Here is a 20,154-nt window from a genome sequence, read left to right as displayed (position 1 = left end):
CCTCTATTCGTTAATCGAATGGCTAAGGCCTGAATTATGCGCTTTTCATGGACGCTTGTTCACCCGCAACATTCTGCCTTGAACCAACACCTTCTGGATCGGATCCATGCCCTTTGATACCTGGTTGCTTTACCTGGTTACCTGCTTCGGCATCTCGGTGGTGCCAGGGCCCAATGCGTTATTGGCGCTGACCCACGGTGCGCTTCACGGCAGCCGCAAAACGCTGTTCACCATCAGCGGTGGCGTGCTCGGTTTTGCGATTGTGCTGGCGCTGTGTGCGTTGGGGTTGGGTGCGCTGATCCAGGCGTCGGCCAGTTTGTTCACGGCCTTGAAGGTGGCGGGTGGGCTGTACCTGATCTGGCTGGGCTTCGGGCTGTGGCGGGCGGCACCGGTCAGCCTTGAGGCGACCGGCACTACCAGCTCGCGGAGCTGGCCGCTGTTCCGCCAGGGGCTGGTATCGGCGATCTCAAACCCCAAGGCCTTGCTGCTGTTCACCGCGTTTATTCCACCGTTCCTGGACCCGCACCGGAGCATCATCGCGCAGACGCTCACCATCGCCCTGACCTACGCCGTGGTGGAGTTCATCGTCGAGTACCTGGTGGCCAGCGCCGCGCACCGGGTACGGCCCTGGCTGGCGCGAACCGGGCGCCGATTCAATAAAGTCTGCGGCGGGTTTTTTGTGCTGTTCGGGTTGGCCCTGCCTATCCATGCCTGAGGGCACATCCCCGCGGCTTAGGGATGTTCGATCACCATCACCGCCGTGGTATCCGCCTCAAGTGCTTCGAACACATGGGGCGCATTCGCCAGGTAGCTGATGTAGTCGCCGGCGTGCAGCAGCACAGGCGCACCGGCCGGGCCGATATTCGCGCTGCCGCTGCACAGCAGCACGTGCTCGACGGTGCCGGCAGGGTGGGGCTGAGACAGGCGCGCTTCGCCCGGCTGTACCTTTAGCCGGTAGATATCGCGACGCACGCCCGCCGGGCAATCCGCAAGCAGTGTGGCCGCGTAGTGGCCGGTTTCGGTATAGGTGGTCAGGCCCTCGTTGGCGCGAATTACCCGCAGGTGTTGCTGGGGTTGTTCGAAAAAACGGGTCACCTGCAAGCCCATCGCCGTGGCCAACGACCACAGGGTCTCGATGCTGGGGTTGCCGATGCCGGACTCCAGCTGGGACAAGGTCGACTTCGCCACGCCTGCGCGTTTTGCCAGTTCAGTCAATGAAAGCCCCGCAGCCTGGCGTTCGCGCTTGATCGACAGGGCCAGCAGGTCGATTCGGCTTGGATTGAGATTGTTCGTTATGTCGGTCATTTGTTCTTCAAATCATCCATAAATGGGTTGAAGCTTTGTTGCTGGATGTTCAGCATAGCAATCATTCGTTCATTATAAAAACCGAGTGTCGAATGATCTGGTGCGTGTTCCACCTCTGCGACTATTGGCCGTGGCTGCTCTGGCGGGCGCTCTCCTACGACCTTGAAGGGTGGCGCAGCCTGCTGGTGGCGACGCAGTTGGCGCAGCAACATTGCCGGGGACTATTCTGCGGGCCGCTATGATTCCTTTTCGCCATCCTTCGGGATCGGGCTATGATCGCCCAATCCGAACCAGACGCTCCCCAGACTTATGCCCGTTGACCTGCAAGCCCTCTATCCCAAACTGATCCACTTGATGCTGGATACGGTGTTCGTGGTCGACAGTGAAAACCAGATCGTGTTTGTGAGTGATGCCTGCGAAGCGCTGCTGGGGTACCGCGCCGAGGAGCTGACCGGCACCCTGATCACCCACTACATGCACCCTGAAGACCTGGCCCGCACCCGGGCGTCGATTGTGCGGGTCATGAATGGCAAGCCCCACGTCGACTTCCGCAACCGCTATATCCGCAAGGATGGCAGCGTGGTGCACATTCTGTGGGCGGCCTTCTGGTCCGAGGAAGTGGGGGCGCGGATCGGTGTTGCGCGGGACGTAACCGCCCTGACGCAGGCGGAGGAAGAGCTGCGTTTCCTCGCCCATCACGACCCGTTGACGGCTCTCACCAATCGCTCGCTGTTCAATGACCGGTTGGACGAGGCCCTGCAAGCCGCCCACCACCACAAAAGTCCTCTGGCCTTGCTGTTTCTGGACGTGAATGACTTCAAGGCCATCAATGATGTGCACGGGCATGCCGTGGGCGACCGCGTGCTTTGCGTGATTGCACGACGGTTGGAAGGGTGTGTGCGTGAGAGCGACCTGGTGGCCCGGATGGGCGGGGATGAATTCACCGTGCTGCTGACGGATATTCAGTCACCGGAAGCCGTGTCGGCCAAAGTGCAGCAGATAGTTGCGGTGATGACCCAGCCCCTGAGCGCTGAGTTTGGCGCGGTCAAGATGCCATCCTGCAGTATCGGCGTAGCGTTTTACCCGGCGGATGGAGCAGATGCCGACAGCCTGCTCAGCCACGCGGATGGTGAGATGTACCGGGTTAAAAGACAGCGGTTTGCAACCGATTAACGCTGCTGGAAAGCAATCTTCAGCCCCAATCCCATGAACAACGTCCCAATGATCTTTCCCTCCCAACGGCGCAGCCTTGAAAGGCCCACCATCCATTGGCTCAACGGACGAATCGCCACCGAAATCAGCGTGGTGTACACCGCACTGAGCCCCGAGAAGATCAACCCCAACACCGCGAACTGCGCCAGGGAAGAACCCGATTCCGGGTGAATAAACTGCGGCAGGAAGGCCAGGAAGAAAATCGCGGTTTTCGGGTTCAGCACTTCGGCACCCACCGCCTGGAAATACGCCTGGGTCGAGGTCACGGTGGGCAGGTCTTTGCGCGTGGTTGCGCCAGGCTTGGCCATGAAGGCGCGTATGCCCAGGTAGATCAGGTAGCAGGCACCGACGATTTTGACCACGTTGAACGCCACGGCCGAGGTCATCAGGATGGCCGACAGGCCGAGCGCCGCGCACAGCGTATGGATCAGGTCGCCCGAGGCCACCCCCAGCCCGGTGGCAATCCCGACCTTGCGCCCACCCTGGAGGGTGCGGGTGATCACCAGCAGCACGGCTGGGCCGGGAATCAGGAAAAGGCCGATGACCACGGCGACATACGTCAGGATGGGGGCGAGTTCGAACATGCTGTGTTATCTCAATGCCGGATGCGCCCTACAGTAATCCTCATCCCGGGGATTAACGCAATACAGATGAACACCCGCCGGAACCGCCTGGCCTTTTACTTCGCGAACGCGTATGCGCCACCCTGTTCCAGCGCCTTGCGATACGCAGGCCGTTCCTGAAAGCGTTGCACCCACGCCGCCACATTCGGGTAGGCCTGCAGCTTGCCCTGAGCCCGGGCGATTTCGCCGATGAAGCTCATCTGGATATCCGCGCCGGTCAATTCGTCACCCACCAGGTACGGTGTGAGCCCCAGTGCGTTGTCCAGATAACCCAGGTAGTTCGCCACCTCGGATTCGATACGCGGATGCAACGGCGCACCCGCGTCACCCAGGCGCCCGACGTACAGGTTGAGCATCAGTGGCAGCATGGCCGAACCTTCGGCGAAGTGCAGCCATTGCACGTATTCGTCATAGGTTGCAGTGGCCGGATCCGGTTGCAGGCGGCCGTTACCATGGCGGCGAATCAGGTAGTCGATGATGGCGCCGGACTCGATCACCACGTGGGGACCGTCTTGAATCACCGGTGATTTGCCCAGGGCATTGATCGCCTTGAGTTCAGGGGGCGCGAGGTTGGTTTTCGGGTCGCGCTGGTAGCGCTTGAGCTCGTAGGGCAGGCCGAGTTCTTCGAGCAGCCACAGGATGCGTTGCGAACGGGAGTTGTTGAGGTGGTGGACGATGATCATGGTGGCTCCGCTGGGCGAGAATAGAGGCGTATAGGGACAGACCGCGGTGGCGCTGTGGAGTGCCGTGAATTAAATCTGCTTCGATAAAGGCATGAAAGATGGATAATCACGCCGGCAAGCACTGATTACACACCGGATAGAAAACATGAATCGTCAAAAAAAACTACAGCAGCTGTTCAAGGCCAAGGCCAAAAAGGCCAGCGCCAAATTGGCACCGGCCAAAAAGGATAAATACATCAGCAAAGCAGACCGATTGAAGCTGGCTGCCGAGTCCGGTGATGAGCCTGTTGTTACCTCTGAGAGCTGATCCAGAAGGCCTAAGCATTACCTGATAGGGAATCGACGGAAAAACCATGAACACTGCTCAACTCGCGATTCAGCACTACATACTCGCCAAGGACGGCAACCGCCCGCATTTGCTCAGCCGGGCGTTTGTTCCCGAGGCAATCCTGGACATGGTGGTGCGCACCGGGTCCATCTCGTTTCCGCCCCACGTCGAAGGGATGGGCGGCATCGGCGATGTGCTGGTGAGGCGGTTCGGGCAGACCTTTGAAAACGTCTATACGTTTTGCCTGGGGCAGCCACCGCAGGCGGGGGCCAAAACCTATCAGTGCAAATGGCTGGTGGGCATGTCCGACAAGAACTCCGGCGAAGCCCGGGTTGGGTGCGGGGTGTATGAGTGGCAGTTCAGTGTCGAATCGGGGCTGGTCGAAAGGCTGACGATTACCATCGAGCATATGAAGACACTGCCGGCGTCAGACCTGGGGAGCGTGATGAGCTGGGTGTCCGGCCTGAGTTACCCATGGTGCAGCCCGCAAGCCGCCGTGAGCGAGGCTCCCGATATTGACGGGATTGGAGAGGTGCTCCAGTACCTTGCGGCCTTATGACTCGGTGTTGCACCGTAGATCGAAATCCGCCCGTGCCTGTTCAATCTCCTCCAGGTTGTTTGCCGCCCAGACCCACACGCCACAAAAGGCGGCACCCAGCGTAAAGCCGAGGGTTGTCAGGCTGTATTCAACCTTCGGCGGTACGACGGGGTAGACCTTGCGCATCACCAGGCCGTCCCTCTCCATCCCCCGCAAAGTCTGCGTCAGCATCTTCTGGCTGATGCCGCCGACTCGCTCACTCAGGCGCGTGAAGCGCAGCGGCGCCGTCTCGATCAAGGCTTCAAGAATCAGCATGGTCCATTTGTCCGCAACGCGACCTATCAGGTCGGTCACCAGAGGCGCGATCCGTGGGTCCAGATCCTTCGGGGGTGTTTGCCGGGCATAAAACTGGGCGGCGGCAATCTGCTCGTCGGTAAAGCCAGGGTGTTTGTTCATTCGTTGGACGCTCTCTTTCAGGTGCGTATAGATCTTTTGGGTGCCTACTTACTTAAGGCCAGTGTATCCCTCAAGCTCCTTGCGTGTGACCCACCATTGGAGAGTTTCGATGAAGATGACCGGACGAACAGTGCTAGTGACGGGAGGTTCGAGTGGTATCGGGCTTGAGCTTGCACGCCAGCTTGTGGCACGAGGCAATACCGTGATCGTGACGGGCCGCGATCAGCACAGGCTGGACGAGGCGCGGCAACTGCTGCCGAGCCTGCACACGTTTCAAAGCGACGTGCGCGACCCCGCCAGCATCCAAACGCTGTTTGCGGCAGTCACCGGTCAGTTCCCTGGGCTCGATACGCTGGTGAATAACGCGGGCGTGATGCGCAATATCAAGCTGGCCGGAGAGCGGGCGCTGGCGGACGTGACTGAAGAGATCGAGATCAACCTGAACGGCCCGATCCGGATGATCCAGCAATTTCTTCCCTGGCTGCTCAAGCACCCGCGCGGCCTGATTGTTAACGTCTCGTCCGGGCTGGCGTTTGTGCCGTTTCCGGCGGCGCCCGTCTACAGTGCGTCCAAGTCCGCATTGCACGCTTACACCCAGTGCCTGCGGGCACAGCTTCAGCACAGCGCCGTCACCGTGGTGGAGCTTGCCCCACCCGGCACCGAAACACCGCTGCTCAGGGCCGAGTTCGCGGAAGAAATGAAGAACGAAAAAGGCATGGACCCGGTGCTGATGGTGCAGCACTGCATCCGGCAAATCGAAGCCGGCCAACTGGAAATATGCCCGGGGTTGAGCAAGGTGCTGAAGGTGGCCAGCCGGGTTGCGCCTGGCCTGATATTCAAACAGATGACCAAGCTCAGCCGGCTGGCGCCGGTGCGGCCTTCAACATGATCGGACGATTCAATGCGCATCCGCAGTCGGCTGCTTCGGCGGCTGCACCTTGCGCATCAACGGCACCAGCAACACGGCGACGATGAAGCACACCATGATCATCAGGAATGCGTCCGCATAGGTCAGCGTTTGCGCCTCGCGCCAGGTCAGCGCCCACAGCTGACTCAGCGCGAACTGGCTCGAATCCAGGCTGTTTTGCCCCAGCAACTGGGCATTCCCTGAAAGCTGGTCAAGCCAGACATTCATCGACTCGTTCCGGATGTTCAGGTGCTCGGCCAGGCGCAGGAAGTGCAGGTTGGTGCGGTCATTGAGCACCGTGGCGCAGGCGGCGATGCCGATGGCGCCGCCGAGGTTGCGCATCAGGTTGAACAGGCCCGAGGCGAGCTTCAGGCGGTCGGGGGCCAGTGCGCCGAGGGTCAGGGTGACCACCGGCGGCACTGCCATTTGTTGAGCAAACCCGCGTATGGCCTGGGGCAGCAGCAGCTCCTTGGCGCCCCAGTCATGGGTGATGGGGGAGAAGTCCCACATCGACAGGGCGAACAGCGATAACCCGAACATCAGGATCCAGCGCAGGTCGAAACGATTGGCCAGCAAGGCGTACACCGGGATCGCCAGCAACTGGAACACCCCCGTGGAAAACACCGCCAGGCCGATATCCAGCGAGCCGTACCCGCGCACCCGCCCGAGAAACAGCGGCGTGAGGTAGATGGTGGCGAAAATGCCGATGCCGGTGATAAATGAAAACAGGCAGCCCAGGGCGAAGTTCCTGTCCCGAAGCGCGCGCAGGTCGACGATCGGCTCCTTGATCTCCAGGCAACGCCAGATAAACAGCCCGCCGCTGATTGCGGCTATCCAGGCCGTGGTCGAGATGGTGCTGTCGCTGAACCAGTTCCAGCGCGGGCCTTCTTCGAGGGTGTATTCCAGGCAGCCGAGAAACACCGCCATCAACGCCATGCCGATATAGTCGGCGCCCTTGAGCAATGACGGGTTGGGGCGGTCGACCTTGACCAGCATCGGCACCGCAAAGGTCACGAAGAGGCCGGGCAGCAGGTTGATGTAGAACAGCCAGTGCCAGGAGGAGATGTCGGTGATCCAACCGCCCACGGCCGGGCCCAATGTGGGGGCCAGGGACGCGATGGCGCCGATGGTGGAGGCGGCGATCACCCGCTGCTTGCCGTTGAAGTACATGAACGCGGTGGTGAACACCAACGGAATCATCGAGCCCCCCAGGAACCCCTGCAAGGCGCGAAACGCGATCATGCTCTGGATGTTCCAGGCCATCGCGCACAGCAGGCTGGTCAAGGTGAACCCGGCCGCCGACGCCGCGAACAGCCAGCGCGTGCTCATCACCCGGGAGAGCCAGCCTGACATGGGGATCACGATGATTTCCGCGATCAGGTAGGCGGTCTGCACCCACGCCGTATCGTCCGCGCCGGCAGACAACCCGCCGCCGATGTCCTTGAGGGAGGCGGAGACGATCTGGATGTCGATCAAGGCGATGAACATGCCCACGCACATGGTGGCGAAGGCCGCGACCTTTTGTGCGGTGCTGAGGGCGGGCAACGGGCTGTTCATAGCTGGGCCTTGAGGGCGCTGGCCTGGTCCTCGAACGCCTCATCGGTGTTGACCTTCGCCATCACCGACAGGCCCGGACGCAGGGCGCCGAAGTCGGCGTCATTGCTGTCGAGGCGCACGCGCACCGGCACTCGCTGCACGATCTTGGTGAAGTTGCCGGTGGCGTTTTCCGGCGGCAGCACACTGAATTGCGCCCCGGTGGCAGGGGCCAGGCTCTCGATGTGCCCGTGGAATTCACGGCCGGGGAGGATGTCGGCGCGGATGCTCACGCTTTGCCCGACCTGCAGGCGCCCCAATTGGTCTTCCTTGAAGTTGGCATCCACCCACAATCCTTTCGCGGGCACCACCGAGATCAGTTGGCTGCCGGCCGCGGCGTAGGCACCTACCCGGGCGCGGCGGTTGCCCACGTAACCATCCACCGGCGCCCGCAGTTCGGTGTAGCTGATGTTCAATTGCGCCTGGTCGCGTTCGGCCTGCGCCTGTTGCAACGCGGCACGCGCCTGGCCGCGCTGGGTTTCAATCACGTCGATTTGCCGGCGCGCCGCCATCAACCCGGCCTGTGCCCGGGAGTGGTCGGCGCGGGCGGTCTTCCATACGGCGCTGACCCGCTGTGCGCTTTCGACCGATACGGCCTGGCTGCGCACCAGGTTCTGGTAACGCGTTTGATCGTCGCCGGCCCGTTGTGCTTCGGCATCGGTGGCGTCGATCTGTGCCTTGGCCTGGTTGATCACGGCCAGTTGCAGTTGTTCGGTGGCGTCGAGGTTGGCGAGCGAGGCCTGTTGCGCGGCCACGGCGCCGTCGGCCTTGGCCAGGGCCGTGCGGTAGTCGCGCACATCGATGCGCGCCAGTACGTCGCCGGCCCGTACGAACTGGTTGTCCTGCACCGTCACTTCGCTGATATAGCCCGGCACTTTGGCGCTGATCACCGTCACATCCGCCCCGACATAGGCGTCGTCGGTGTCTTCGATAAACCGGCTGACCAGCCACCAGTGACTGGCGTACCACACGCCGCCCGCCACGGCCAGGGTCAGCAGCCCCAGGCGCAAAACCTGTTTGCGCCGGGATGGTTGGGTGGGTTCGGGCACAGCGCTGACTGGAGCGTCCATGACGAAATGACCTCGTTGAATATTAGTGGGGGAAGGGGCTGACCAACTGGTCTTTTTCGGCGTAGGCCCGGCCGGTTCGTGCGCGCCACAGGGTCAGCGGTTCGGCATCGGCGCTTACATGTACGCGGTGGCCCGCACGGGTGATGGGTTTGCCGGTGTTGGCATCCATCAACGCCAGCACCACCGGGCGCCCGGTGGCCTCATCGGCGAGAAACACCTTGGTCGAGCCCTCGGCATGCCGCGCGCCCCAGGCCATCAGCGTGAGGATGACCTGGCGCAAGTCCCGGCCCGCTTCGGTGAGGTGGTACTCATGGCGCGGCGGGTTGTCCTGGTACGGGCGCCGTTCCAGCAAGCCGCCGGCCACCAACGCATTCAGGCGGCGGGTCAGGGTGTTCGAGGCGATCCCGAGGCTCTGCAGGAACTCGTCGAAACGGCGCAGCCCGTAGAACGCATCACGCAGGATCAACAGGCTCCAACCATCACCGATGTGCTCCAGGGCACGGGCGACCGGGCAGCACATGGGTTGGAAGCTGGCTTTCTTCATGAGGGACTCCGGGAACTGTTGCTAAATATTACGTAAGTAATATTGCACAGTGGATTTCATAATGAAAGTCACTAGTTGAAATTTTTTGCAGCGATGGATGGCGGCCAGGCAGACGCAAAAAAGCCCCGGGATTCGGGGCTTTTCAGAGGGGAGGGTGCAGGGGGGCCGTGTGAGCGCGGCTGTCCTTACGCCTGCGCCGGTTCCTGGCAGATACGTGAACCTGTGCGCCGCGAACGCCAGCCGAGGCCCAGCACCATCAGCAAACCCAGGGCCGCCATGATCGCACCAGCCAGCGAAATGGCCGGGTAGCCCAGCCCTGCGTTGATCACTGCTCCCCCCAGCGCCGCGCCAATGGCGTTACCGAAGTTGAACGCACCGATGTTCATCGCCGAAGCCAGGTTGGGTGCATCCTTGGCGGCTTCCATCACGCGCATTTGCAGGGGAGGTACCAGCGCAAAGCTGGCGGCGCCCCACAGCAGGATCGACAAGGCGGCGGGCAGCGGCCATTGCATGAGCACAGAGAAGGCCAGCAGCACGGCAATCAGGACCACGAGCGACGTTATCAGGGTGCGGTCCACCGAACGGTCCGCAGACCTGCCGCCCCAGACGTTGCCGAGGGTCAGGCCGATCCCGAACAGCACGAGCATTGCGGTGACGAAGTTGGTCGAGGCGTGGGTGACATCCCGCAGAATCGGCGCGATATAGGTAAACACCGTGAACATGGCGCTGGACCCCACCACGGTCAACGCCAGCGCTGCCAGTACCGGCCCGCGGCCCAGTACGCGGATTTCGGCCATCAGGCTTGCCCCTTTTGGAGCGGGCGTATTCGGTAGCGCCCACCACAGGGCCACCATCACGAACGCCCCGAGCCCGCTGATGCCCCAGAACGCCGTACGCCAGCCGAAGTTCTCGCCGAACCAGGTTGCCAGGGGCACGCCACCGATGGTCGCCAGGGTCAGCCCGAGGAACATCGCGGCGACGGCCCCCGCGCGTTTGTCGGGCGCCACCACACTCGCTGCCACGATGGAGCCGATGCCGAAGAATGCCCCGTGATTCAGCGATGTCACCAACCGGGCGACCATCAGGGTCTGGTAGTCGGTGGCCAGGGCGGACAGCAGATTACCCAGGGTGAAAATGGCCATCAGGCCCACCAGCAGATAACGGCGCGCCACCCTGGCTGTCGCGAGGGTCATGATCGGGGCGCCGATCAGCACGCCCATGGCATAGGCGCTGACCAGCAGCCCGGCGGCGGGAATGGAAACACCGAGGTCGGCGGCGATCCCGGGCAACATGCCCATGGGGGCAAACTCGGTGACCCCGATGCCGAAGGCGCCGATGGACAGTGCTACAAGGGGTGGGTTGATACGCATGGGTGACTCCTCATCTTTGTATCAAATGCTACAATCACGACTTTTCAGGCGGTAGCCCTCGGCAGGGCACTACAGCTTTGCGTGGAGATCACAAGTGGACATAGGCGGTCGGTCGGGGGAGATGGCGGTGTTCGCCAGGGTCGCGGAGCAGGGCAGCCTCTCGGGGGCGGCTCGGGTGCTGGGCCTCACGCCGTCATCCATCAGCCGCATCATCACCCGCATCGAGGGGCGCATAGGCACCCGCCTGCTGCTGCGCACCACCCGGGCGATCACGCTCACCGCCGAAGGCGAAGCGTATTTGCGCGGCGCCCGGCGGATCCTGGCGGACATGGCCGAAGTCGAGGATGCGATCACCGACCAGGGCGCGCCACGGGGGCGGCTGAGGGTCAGCGCGGCGCTCGCACACGGGCGGCTGTCGATCGTGCCGCTGGTTGCCGCGTTCAGCGCGCGCTACCCGGCCATCGTGGTTGAGTTGCGGCTGGAGGATGAGGTGGTGGATATCCTGAGCGGGCAAGCGGACGTTGCAATCCGCTTCGGTCAATTGGCCGACAGCCCCTTGACCGCTCGCCTTATCGGCTCCATCGGCGAGGTGATCGTGGCTTCCCCGGACTACCTGGCGCGTCACGGCACGCCGCAGGTGCCGCAGGATTTGCTCAACCACAACTGCCTGCGTTTCAACTTCCGCCGGGCAGCGCCCGACTGGCCGTTTCACGTGGACGGGCGCGATTTTTCGCTGCAGGTGTCGGGTACGATCGAGGGTAACAGCGGGGAGGTATTGTCCCAGCTGGCCAAGCTGGGTGCCGGCATCGCACGCATTGGCGCATTCAGCGTGGCAGATGACCTGGCCAGCGGTGATCTGGTGCCGTTGCTTGAAGCGTACAACCCCGGAGACCAGGAGCCGATTCACGCGGTGTTCGTCGGCGGCGCGGCGATGCCTGCGCGGGTCAGGGCATTTGTCGACTTTCTGGTGGAACACCACCCGGCGTGACCGCCACTGACACCACAGGCCGCTCCCCCTGACGCAATCCTCTTGAATACTTGCCTAATCCTGCGATCTTGCCCACCCCTGCATAGCGCCTTGATGAACCAGGGTCTAAAGTCATTCCCATCGCCCGCTAGACTACTCAAACCACGCGCGCGCGAACCAGACGGGCCATCGATGCCCAGCGGCGAGGCCCCGTCTTGCCGTCTAAAAATACTAAAAAATGCAACACCAACCGATGATCAGCGGGTGAGCCATGGAATTACGAATTAACCAGCAGACCCACCAAGTCGACGCCGAACCCGACACGCCTCTGCTCTGGGTCATCCGCGACAACCTGGGCATGACCGGCACCAAATACGGCTGCGGCCTGGCGCAATGCGGTGCGTGTTCGGTGCTTGTGGACGGCAATGTCGTGCGTTCCTGCGTCACGCCCGTTTCCGGCGTGGTCGGCCGCGAAATCACCACCATCGAAGCCATCGAGTCCGATGACGTCGGCAAGCGGGTCGTCGCCACCTGGGTCGAATACCAGGTCGCCCAATGCGGCTACTGCCAATCCGGCCAGGTAATGGCGGCCACCGCGCTGCTCAAGCACACGCCCAAGCCCAGTGATGCGCAGATCGAGGCGGCCATGGTCAACCTCTGTCGCTGTGGCACCTATAACGCCATTCATGCCGCCGTGCATGACCTTGCGCAGAAGGGAGAGGCCTGATGAACATTCGCATTGATCCCACTGCGCTGCCCTTGGTCGCGGCGCTGACTGACCCGGTGAACCTGTCCCGCCGTCGCTTCCTGGCCAGTACGGCCGTGGGTGCGCTGGTGATCGGTTTTGGCCTGCCGCTGGGGTCTGGCCGAGTGCAGGCGGCCACCGCCGCGGCCACGGCCGAACGCGGTACGCAGGTGCCGGCCTTCCTGGAGATTCGCCCGGACAACACGATTCGTTTGCTCAGCCCGTTTATCGAAGGCGGCCAGGGCACGTTCACCGCGATGGCGCAGATTGTCGGCGAGGAGTTGGACGCCGACCCGGCCACGTTCCTGGTTGAGTGTGCCCCGCCCGGTGAAGCCTTTGTGGTGATGGAAAACGGCATGCGCATCACCGGCGGCAGTATGTCGGTGCGGATGAGTTACCCCACGATGCGCCGGCTGGGTGCGCTGGCCCGGGCGATGTTGCTGGAGGCCGGGGCGCAGGCGCTGAAGGTACCGGTGAGCGAGCTGTCGACCGAGCCGGGCAAGGTGGTACACGCGGCGTCCGGGCGTTCCCTTGCGTATGGCGAGTTGGCCGGGCGGGCGATGGACCTGCCGGTACCGGATGTGGCCAGTGTGAAGCTGCGCGACCCAAGCCAGTTCCGTTGGATCGGCAAGCCGGTGAAGCGTCTCGATGCGTATGACAAGTCCACCGGCAAGGCGCTGTACAGCATTGATATGAAGGTCGACGGCATGCTCCATGCCGCCGTGCAGCATGCGCCCCGGCTCGGCATGACCGTGGGCAGCCTGCGCAACGAAGACCAGGTCAAGGCCATGCCGGGCGTGCATTCGGTGCATCGCCTGCCCGGTGCGGTGGCGGTGGTGGCCGAGCGTTGGTGGCATGCCAAGCGTGCGGTGGAGTCGATTCAGGTCGACTGGCTGGAGCCGACGGCTGATTCCAAGGTGCGCGGGATGCCGAAGGACTTTTCCAGCGACGAGCATTTCAAGCGCCTGGCCGCAGAAACCGGCCCGGCCCGTGATGATGAGAACGAGGGCGACGTGGCCGGCACGCTGGCCAATGCCAAGACCAGGGTCGAGGCCACTTACCACAACCAGTACCTGCACCATGCCCAGTTGGAGCCGCCTTCGGCGCTGGCGCGCTTCAACCCTGACGGTTCGCTGGAGATCTGGCTGCCGAATCAGGCGCAGGACATGTTCCTGGCCGATATCGCCAAGCGCACCGGCCTGGCCCCGGAGCGTATTACCCTGCATTCGCCGTTGTTGGGTGGTTTTTTCGGGCGGCACTTCCTGTATGACTCGGCCAGTCCTTACCCGCAGGCCATCGAGTTGGCCAAGGCGGTGGGGCGCCCGGTGAAGTTGATCTGGAGCCGCGAAGAAGAATTCCTGCGGGATGTGCTGCGCCCGGTCGCAGCGGTGAATTTCCGTGGGGCGCTGGACAGCGACGGCTGGCCGGTGGCGATTGAAGCGGTGAGCGCCACGGAGGGACCGACCGAGGCCCTGGCGGGCAAGCAGGGCGAGAAGCTCGACCCGACGGCACTTGAGGGACTGTCCGGCAAGTCCTATGCGATTCCCAACAAGCGTATCGCGCAGATCTATGTGAAGGGCCCGGTGATGCTGGGCTACTGGCGTTCGGTGGGCAATTCGCTGAATGACTTTTTCTACGAATCCTTCCTGGATGAACTGGCCGACAAGGGGGGCAAGGACCCGTTCGAGTTGCGCCTGCATTTGTTGCGGGATAACCAGCGGCTGACCACTCTGCTGAAGGCGGTGGGCGAGTTGTCGGGTGGCTGGAAACGTGGGCCGTTTGTTGCCGAAGACGGCAGCAAGCGCGCACGCGGGGTGGCGATGGCGTCACCGTTCGGCACCCAGACGGCGGTGATTGCCGAGGTGTCGATCGAGAACGGCCAGGTCAAGGTGCATGACATCTGGCAGGCAGTCGACCCGGGCAGCATCGTCAACCCGGCGATTGTCGAGGCGCAGGTGAATGGGGCGGTATCGCTGGGCTTGTCCCAGGTGCTGTTGGAGGAAGCGGTGTATGTGGACGGCTTGCCTCGGGCGCGTAACTACGATTTGTACCCGGTGCTGCCGCCTTCGCGGATGGCCCGGGTGCACGTGCGCGTGATCGAGAGCGGGGAAAAAATGGGCGGTATTGGCGAACCGCCGCTGCCCGCCGTGGCGCCTGCCGTGGCCAACGCCGTCGCGGCGTTGACCGGGCAGCGCGTTCGCAGCATGCCGTTAAGCCGCCACTCCTTCACCTGACCGGGGCCTGAGCACTTATGAACAACCGTCGATTCGCAAGAACCGTTGGCTGGCTGGCGCTGCCGTGCCTGGTCGCCGCAGGCCTGCTGGCCTGGTATGTCACCCGCGAGCCTGTCTCGCCGCTGGGGGCCGAGCCCGTCGCCACGGACCCGGCGCTGGTCGCCCGAGGCGAGTATGTCGCCCGGCTCAGCGACTGTGTGGCGTGCCACAGCGTGCCCAACGGCAAGCCCTTTGCCGGTGGCCTGGAGATGGCCACGCCGCTGGGGGCGATCCACGCCACCAACGTCACGCCAGACCCGGAAACCGGTATTGGCAGCTACAGCCTCGCCGACTTCGACCGCGCGGTGCGCCAGGGTGTCGCGCCGGGTGGGCGCCGCCTGTATCCGGCGATGCCGTACCCGTCCTATGCCAAGCTCAGCGACGATGATGTGCGCGCCCTGTACGCGTTCTTCATGAAGGGCGTGGCGCCGGTGCAGCAGACCAATATCAAGAGTTCGATCCCGTGGCCATTGAATATGCGGTGGCCGATCGCGCTGTGGAATGGCGTGTTTACCGACAGCAAGCCGTATGTCGCGAAGGCCGGGAAGGATGAACTGTGGAACCGGGGCGCCTACATCGTGCAGGGCCCGGGGCATTGCGGCAGTTGCCATACGCCACGGGGCCTGGCCTTCAACGAGAAGGCACTGGATGAAAGTGGCAAGCCGTACCTGGCCGGTGGCTTGCTCGACGGCTGGTACGCACCGAGCCTGCGGGATGATCCCAACACCGGCCTGGGGCGCTGGAGCGAGTCGGAAGTGGTGCAGTTCCTCAAGACCGGTCGCAACAAACATGCGGTGGTTTATGGCTCGATGACCGAGGCGTTCAACAACTCCACGCAGTTCATGAGCGACGATGACCTGGCGGCGATTGCACGCTATCTGCGGTCATTGCCGGGCGACGAGCAGCGCGACGGTGCGGCCTGGCAGTATCAGGCGGTGTCGGCTGCGCAACGCCTGGATGCGCCGGGTGCGCATACCTATGTGACCCGCTGCGCCTCGTGCCACGGGCTGGAAGGCAAAGGGCAACCGGACTGGATGCCGCCGCTGGCGGGCGCCACCTCCGCACTGGCCAAGGAGGACGCCTCGGCGATCAACATCACCCTCAATGGCTCGCAGCGCGTAGTGGCGGCCAATGTGGCGGACGCTTATCGCATGCCGGCGTTCCGTGAGCAGTTGTCGGACCAGGAGATTGCTGAAGTGCTGACGTTTGTGCGCGGCACCTGGGGCAATCAGGGTGGGGCGGTGGATGCCAAGGCGGTGGGCAAGTTGCGTGAGCACACGGGCCCGGCGAGCAGTAGCCCGATCATTCTGCAAATGCGCTGAGGGAAATGCGCCTTGTGAGGGAGGCGCTTTGTGTAGGAACTGCTTTATGTGGGAGCGGGCTTGCTCGCGAAAGCGGTGGGTCAGTGAAGAACTTGCTGACTGACACACCGCCTTCGCGAGCAAGCCCGCTCCCACATTTTCAACCGCGTTTCGGCAGCTTCCAGTTGGGTCGGATGAAGTGGCAGGTATAGCCATTCGGAATCCGCTCCAGGTAATCCTGATGCTCCGGCTCCGCTTCCCAGAACGGCCCCGCCGGTTCGATTTCCGTCACGACACGGCCTGGCCACAACCCCGAGGCATCCACATCCGCTGCGGTGTCTTCAGCGATGTCGCGTTGCTGTTCGCTCAGGTAATAAATCGCCGAACGGTAGCTGGGGCCCAAGTCGTTGCCCTGGCGGTTGGGCGTGCTGGGGTCGTGGATCTGGAAAAAGAACTCGAGGATCTGCCGGTAAGTGATCACCGTCGGGTCGAAGACGATCTCGATGGCTTCGGCATGGTTGCCGTGGTTGCGATACGTGGCATTCGGCACATCGCCGCCGGTGTAGCCGACCCGCGTGTGCAGCACGCCGGGGTAGCGGCGCAGCAGGTCTTGCATGCCCCAGAAGCAGCCGCCGGCGAGCAGGGCGGTTTCGGTCGGGTTGGTCATGGTCTGTGCTTCCCCTTGTTGGATACCTCGCTAGTTATGGGGGCAGGTTGGACGATTCCAAGGTCGAGGGGCGCGCCTTCGATCGGCTTTGTCCGCGTTGCCCGCAGCGCCATCAACAGCGCCAACACGGGTGCCAGGGTAAACAGCGCGAACAGCCAGCGCGCGGCATGGGCGATTCCGCCATTGCCCGCCACTTCATTGATGCCCGCCATGTTCGAGATCACCCCCGCCAGCGCCGCGCCCATGGCCATGGCGAACAGTTGCAGGGTGGTGATCGACGAAGCGGCCGTGTCCTTGTCCTGTTCCGAAGCCACTTGCAGGATGCGCGTCAGCAGGTGCGGCCAACCCAGGCCGATGCCGAACCCCACCAGGAACAGCCCCAGGCAGATAGGGGCCAGCAATGTCCATTCGCCCTGGCTGGCGATGGGCGTAGTGATCGCCAGCATCATCAAGCCCGCCACGATAAACAGCGGCCCCGCGATGATGGCGCGATGTGGACCGCGGCCGGTCCAGCCGGAGCTGATGATTTCCGAGACCGTCCAGCCGGCCGCCATCAGCGCGGCCATGTAACCGGCGATCAGCGGCGACTGGCCATGCAAGTGCTGCAGAAAGTACGGCATGAAGATCTCGCTGCTCATGCCGATCACCAACAGGCAGGTGGTCGCATAAAGCGCGCAGAGCGGGGTGCTGAACTTCAATGCATCCCGGGGCAAAAGACGCACGGTGGCGCTGGACTCCTTGCGGATCAACAGCACCACCAGCACGACGCAGGTGGCGATACCCAACAGGTTCCAGCTCGGCAGCGCCGAGACGCTGCCGGCACACACCGCCAGCACCGCGCCCGCCAGCAGCACCAGTTGCGGCACCGGCAAACGAGCGGTGGCGGTCGCCGTGGTGTCGCGCGGGGGCAGGGCGCGGCTGGTGAGTACCATGTACGCCAGGCTCACCGGCACCATCGAGCCGAAGGCCAGGCGCCACGCGTCCATCTCGGCAAACACGCCACCCACCGCCGGCCCGACGAGCGTCGCCACGCCCCACATCCCCGACACCAGTGCCATTGCGCGCGGCCACAGGCGCTCTTCGAACACCAGTTGGATCATCGAGTAACACAGGGCCAGCAAGACCCCGCCGCCCAGCCCCTGGATGGAGCGCCCCGCGAGCATCACCGGCATGTTCGGCGCCAGGGCACAGATCAGCACGCCTACCATGAACACCAGTGTGGCCAGCGCATACGCCAGCCGTGGACCGGTGCGTTGCAACAGCTTGGAGGTGAGGGCGGAACCGAGGATCGAGGCCACCACGTACAGTGTGGTGCTCCACGCATAAAGCGTCAGGCCGCCGATTTCGGCCACCACCGACGGCAGGATGGTGGTGGCGATATAGGTGTTGGTGGCATACAGCGCGATGCCGCCTGAAAGGGCAATGGAGCGCGTGGCGTTCTTGCCGCTAAGCAACTCGCCCCAACTGCTGTCTTGGGTTTGCATCAACGATTCCTTGTAATGCGTTCGCGGTATGGAAGCCGGCGAAGGGCTAAGCGTCAGGCTTGAGGTAATTAACCAAGCAATTGCTTTTAATATTGCGCTGAGGCGAATTATTTTGCAAGGAATGACTTGTCAGGTGGCTGAGTCGCTATGGCAGCCGAGGCGGAGCGTGAGACGCGCGGTTTCCCAAGGCCGGCAGCACTTCACACCATCAGTTTCCGGCTGAACTTGGTTTCCATCACGATATGCGAAGCGGTGTGCGCCACCCCTTTGATCATGTTGATCCTGATGAGCTCGGCATTGAGTTCACTCAGGGTGGCGGTGGCCAGGTGAATGATGAAATCGGACTCCCCCGAGACCGCGTAAACGGCCTGCACCGCTTCCATCCTGCGCAGCGAGGTCATCACATCGGTGTAGCTCTTGTTGGTGCAGGAGGTCATGGTAAAGCAGGTCACCGTCTGCTGAAGCCGGTCCTGGTCGATGCGCACGCTGTAGCCGGTGATGACGCCGGCCTTTTCCAGGCGGGTAATCCGCTCCTGCACCGCAGAGCGCGAGACCCCGAGCTTGCGGGCCAATGACGCGGTGGGTTCGCGTGCGTTGGCTTGCAGCAGGCCAAGCAATTGCCTGTCCTTGTCGGTGAGGTTAAACAGTGGACCGGGATTCTGCGTATCCATGGACACGTCCTTGACCCTCGCTGGGGTTCAGTTTTTATGAGTCGCCCTGTGTTGCGAGCGCTTTTCCTGAAACATATCCATCATTTTCAGGCCGGCGTAAACCGTTTGTGCGGCCGCCGGGCCCAGGGGGCCGCCATTCCATTCCAGGCCGTAGGCATCGAACAGGCGGTAGCGATCGGTTTCGCCGCAGATCGCCTCGGCGATGACGCGTGCGCCGATCGGCGCGGTGTTCATACCATGGCCACCAAATGATGTACACGCCCACAATCCCTGCCCCAGCGGGCCAATGTGCGGCATCTTGTGCCGCGCATAACCCATCAACCCGGACCAGGCCTTGTCGATCCTGATGCCGCGCAGTTGCGGATAAACGTCGAGGATATCCTGCGTCAGCAATTGCCCCAGGCGTTTCTCATCCTGCAGGTTGTGCGTGGTAATGCGGCCGCCCCAGAGCAGGCGGTCGCCCTCGACGATGCGGTAATAGTCCGAGGCCCGGCGGTTATCGCCCACGGCATCGGAGGTACAGACCGCCTCGGCCAGGCGATCGCCCAGGTGCTCGGTCAGCACTGCATAGGTCGCGATCGGCAGGAAGGCGCGGCGTAATTTGCCGAACTCAGGCCCCCCATAGCCGCCGCAGCAGTACACCACGTGGGCACAATCGACAGTGCCCTGATCGGTGATGACCCGGTGTCGCCCGTTGCGGCTTTCGACGGCGGTCATGGGCGAGCGTTCATGGATTTTGCCACCACTTTGCTCGATCAGTCGGGCCAGGCCGAGGCAATAGTTCAAGGGGTGGAAGTGAAAGCCATGGTTGTCGCGCAGCGCCTGGAAATACCGCTCGGTCTTGAGCTTTTCGCGCACCGCCTGGCGATCCAGGTAGTCGAGGTGAAAGTCGAAATCCGCGGCCATTTTGTCCCGCACGCGCTGCAGGTTGTCGCCATCTTCGTAGCGCACCACACTCAGTTTCCCCGGGGTTGGCGTGCAGTCGGGCAACTGATGACCGGCGATCATGCCGCGAACAATTTCGACGCCTTCAAGCGACAGTTTGAACAGCGCGGCGGCTGTAGGTTTGCCGCAGCGTCGCTCGATGGCGGCCAACCCTTCGGACCAGCCCTGGAGCACGAAGCCACCGTTGCGCCCCGACGCTCCCCAGGCCACGCGACCGGCATCCAGCAGCACCACCGACTGCCCGCGGGAGACCAGCTCCCACGCCGTGCTCAGCCCCGCCAGCCCGGCGCCGATCACGCACACATCGGCCCGGGCGTTGCCACACAGCGCCTGGCGTTCAGTCGTGTCGCGCATCGTGGCGGTGTAGTAATTGTTGTTATAGGTGTACATGAAGTCGGTCGTCCTTTTTTCGCGGCGCAGGCATACAGCGCGCCGCGTCGGGGACGGGGCGCCTGTACGGCCTGTGGGGGTT

22 protein-coding genes are annotated in these 20,154 nt (G+C 63.0%); 9 read left to right on the top strand and 13 right to left on the bottom strand.

Annotated features, from left to right (window positions below):
* Positions 1-106 precede the first annotated feature (106 nt).
* Complete coding sequence (locus HX811_RS04680) at positions 107-715, top strand: LysE family translocator (RefSeq protein WP_087694681.1); 609 nt, start codon at positions 107-109, stop codon at positions 713-715.
* 17 nt (positions 716-732) lie between these two features.
* Here the strand turns inward: HX811_RS04680 and HX811_RS04675 are convergent, their stop codons facing one another.
* Together HX811_RS04675 and HX811_RS04670 are read right to left on the bottom strand one after the other, a co-directional pair.
* On the bottom strand, positions 733-1,305 hold the full coding sequence (locus tag HX811_RS04675) for a helix-turn-helix domain-containing protein (RefSeq protein ID WP_008434733.1): 573 nt from the start codon (positions 1,303-1,305) through the stop codon (positions 733-735).
* Positions 1,302-1,517 (bottom strand): hypothetical protein, encoded by a 216-nt coding sequence (locus HX811_RS04670; RefSeq protein ID WP_177044977.1) that lies wholly within the window; start codon positions 1,515-1,517, stop codon positions 1,302-1,304. Before HX811_RS04670 ends, HX811_RS04675 begins: the two co-directional genes overlap by 4 nt.
* 97 nt (positions 1,518-1,614) lie before the next feature.
* Here HX811_RS04670 and HX811_RS04665 point away from each other — a divergent pair, with 97 nt between their 5' ends.
* Positions 1,615-2,478: a sensor domain-containing diguanylate cyclase gene (locus HX811_RS04665; protein ID WP_008434731.1), complete on the top strand. Its 864-nt coding sequence runs from the start codon at positions 1,615-1,617 to the stop codon at positions 2,476-2,478.
* Here HX811_RS04665 and HX811_RS04660 read toward each other — a convergent pair.
* Together HX811_RS04660 and HX811_RS04655 are read right to left on the bottom strand one after the other, a co-directional pair.
* Positions 2,475-3,101 (bottom strand): LysE family translocator, encoded by a 627-nt coding sequence (locus HX811_RS04660; protein WP_177019880.1) that lies wholly within the window; start codon positions 3,099-3,101, stop codon positions 2,475-2,477. The two genes, HX811_RS04665 and HX811_RS04660, sit on opposite strands and share 4 nt — an antisense overlap.
* A 95-nt stretch (positions 3,102-3,196) precedes the next feature.
* Positions 3,197-3,823: a glutathione S-transferase family protein gene (locus tag HX811_RS04655; protein WP_102368774.1), complete on the bottom strand. Its 627-nt coding sequence runs from the start codon at positions 3,821-3,823 to the stop codon at positions 3,197-3,199.
* A 145-nt stretch (positions 3,824-3,968) separates the two neighbouring features.
* Between HX811_RS04655 and HX811_RS04650 the strand changes: the two genes are divergently transcribed.
* Both HX811_RS04650 and HX811_RS04645 read left to right on the top strand, forming a co-directional pair.
* On the top strand, positions 3,969-4,130 hold the full coding sequence (locus tag HX811_RS04650) for a DUF2986 domain-containing protein (RefSeq protein ID WP_008434728.1): 162 nt from the start codon (positions 3,969-3,971) through the stop codon (positions 4,128-4,130).
* A gap of 46 nt (positions 4,131-4,176) precedes the next feature.
* A complete protein-coding gene (locus tag HX811_RS04645) occupies positions 4,177-4,710 on the top strand; it encodes a hypothetical protein (RefSeq protein WP_177044975.1) in 534 nt (177 codons plus the stop codon).
* Here the strand turns inward: HX811_RS04645 and HX811_RS04640 are convergent.
* Positions 4,705-5,145 (bottom strand): helix-turn-helix domain-containing protein, encoded by a 441-nt coding sequence (locus HX811_RS04640; protein WP_177044973.1) that lies wholly within the window; start codon positions 5,143-5,145, stop codon positions 4,705-4,707. The genes HX811_RS04645 and HX811_RS04640 overlap by 6 nt on opposite strands.
* Before the next feature lie 109 nt (positions 5,146-5,254).
* Here HX811_RS04640 and HX811_RS04635 point away from each other — a divergent pair, with 109 nt between their 5' ends.
* Positions 5,255-6,034 (top strand): SDR family oxidoreductase, encoded by a 780-nt coding sequence (locus HX811_RS04635; protein WP_177044970.1) that lies wholly within the window; start codon positions 5,255-5,257, stop codon positions 6,032-6,034.
* Positions 6,035-6,043: 9 nt separating this feature from the next.
* On the opposite strand, the gene HX811_RS04630 is transcribed toward HX811_RS04635, so the two are convergent.
* From HX811_RS04630 to HX811_RS04615, 4 genes are all read right to left on the bottom strand, one after another.
* Positions 6,044-7,609, bottom strand: a complete 1,566-nt coding sequence (locus HX811_RS04630) for a DHA2 family efflux MFS transporter permease subunit (protein ID WP_008434720.1) — start codon at positions 7,607-7,609, stop codon at positions 6,044-6,046.
* The gene (locus HX811_RS04625; protein WP_008434719.1) at positions 7,606-8,715 is read right to left on the bottom strand and encodes an HlyD family secretion protein; all 1,110 of its coding nucleotides are present in this window, start codon (positions 8,713-8,715) and stop codon (positions 7,606-7,608) included. Before HX811_RS04625 ends, HX811_RS04630 begins: the two co-directional genes overlap by 4 nt.
* Before the next feature lie 22 nt (positions 8,716-8,737).
* The gene (locus HX811_RS04620) at positions 8,738-9,259 is read right to left on the bottom strand and encodes a helix-turn-helix domain-containing protein (RefSeq protein WP_177044968.1); all 522 of its coding nucleotides are present in this window, start codon (positions 9,257-9,259) and stop codon (positions 8,738-8,740) included.
* A 185-nt stretch (positions 9,260-9,444) separates the two neighbouring features.
* The gene (locus HX811_RS04615) at positions 9,445-10,629 is read right to left on the bottom strand and encodes an MFS transporter (protein ID WP_177019885.1); all 1,185 of its coding nucleotides are present in this window, start codon (positions 10,627-10,629) and stop codon (positions 9,445-9,447) included.
* Positions 10,630-10,723: 94 nt separating this feature from the next.
* Between HX811_RS04615 and HX811_RS04610 the strand changes: the two genes are divergently transcribed.
* The 4 genes from HX811_RS04610 (at position 10,724) to HX811_RS04595 (ending at position 15,936) form a co-directional block, all read left to right on the top strand.
* Positions 10,724-11,617, top strand: a complete 894-nt coding sequence (locus tag HX811_RS04610; RefSeq protein WP_177044966.1) for a LysR family transcriptional regulator — start codon at positions 10,724-10,726, stop codon at positions 11,615-11,617.
* Positions 11,618-11,867: 250 nt separating this feature from the next.
* Positions 11,868-12,323, top strand: a complete 456-nt coding sequence (locus HX811_RS04605; RefSeq protein WP_003215609.1) for a (2Fe-2S)-binding protein — start codon at positions 11,868-11,870, stop codon at positions 12,321-12,323.
* Positions 12,323-14,575 (top strand): molybdopterin cofactor-binding domain-containing protein, encoded by a 2,253-nt coding sequence (locus HX811_RS04600; protein WP_177044964.1) that lies wholly within the window; start codon positions 12,323-12,325, stop codon positions 14,573-14,575. The genes HX811_RS04605 and HX811_RS04600 overlap by 1 nt, the downstream gene beginning before the upstream one ends.
* Before the next feature lie 17 nt (positions 14,576-14,592).
* Positions 14,593-15,936 carry a cytochrome c gene (locus HX811_RS04595; RefSeq protein WP_177044961.1) on the top strand — a complete coding sequence of 448 codons (1,344 nt, stop codon included), beginning with the start codon at positions 14,593-14,595 and terminating at the stop codon, positions 15,934-15,936.
* 139 nt (positions 15,937-16,075) lie between these two features.
* On the opposite strand, the gene msrA is transcribed toward HX811_RS04595, so the two are convergent.
* From msrA to HX811_RS04575, 4 genes are all read right to left on the bottom strand, one after another.
* Positions 16,076-16,582, bottom strand: coding sequence for a peptide-methionine (S)-S-oxide reductase MsrA (gene msrA / locus HX811_RS04590; protein ID WP_102605137.1), 507 nt, complete (start codon positions 16,580-16,582; stop codon positions 16,076-16,078).
* On the bottom strand, positions 16,579-18,066 hold the full coding sequence (locus tag HX811_RS04585) for an MFS transporter (protein WP_177044959.1): 1,488 nt from the start codon (positions 18,064-18,066) through the stop codon (positions 16,579-16,581). The genes msrA and HX811_RS04585 overlap by 4 nt, the downstream gene beginning before the upstream one ends.
* A 200-nt stretch (positions 18,067-18,266) precedes the next feature.
* A complete protein-coding gene (locus HX811_RS04580) occupies positions 18,267-18,737 on the bottom strand; it encodes an Lrp/AsnC family transcriptional regulator (protein WP_003215617.1) in 471 nt (156 codons plus the stop codon).
* Between the two features lie 27 nt (positions 18,738-18,764).
* Positions 18,765-20,072, bottom strand: coding sequence for an FAD-binding oxidoreductase (locus HX811_RS04575; protein ID WP_177044957.1), 1,308 nt, complete (start codon positions 20,070-20,072; stop codon positions 18,765-18,767).
* Positions 20,073-20,154 lie beyond the last annotated feature (82 nt).

This window comes from Pseudomonas sp. F8002 (assembly GCF_013385495.1).
GTDB lineage: Bacteria > Pseudomonadota > Gammaproteobacteria > Pseudomonadales > Pseudomonadaceae > Aquipseudomonas.
This window is presented reverse-complemented; position numbering and strand designations above follow the sequence as displayed.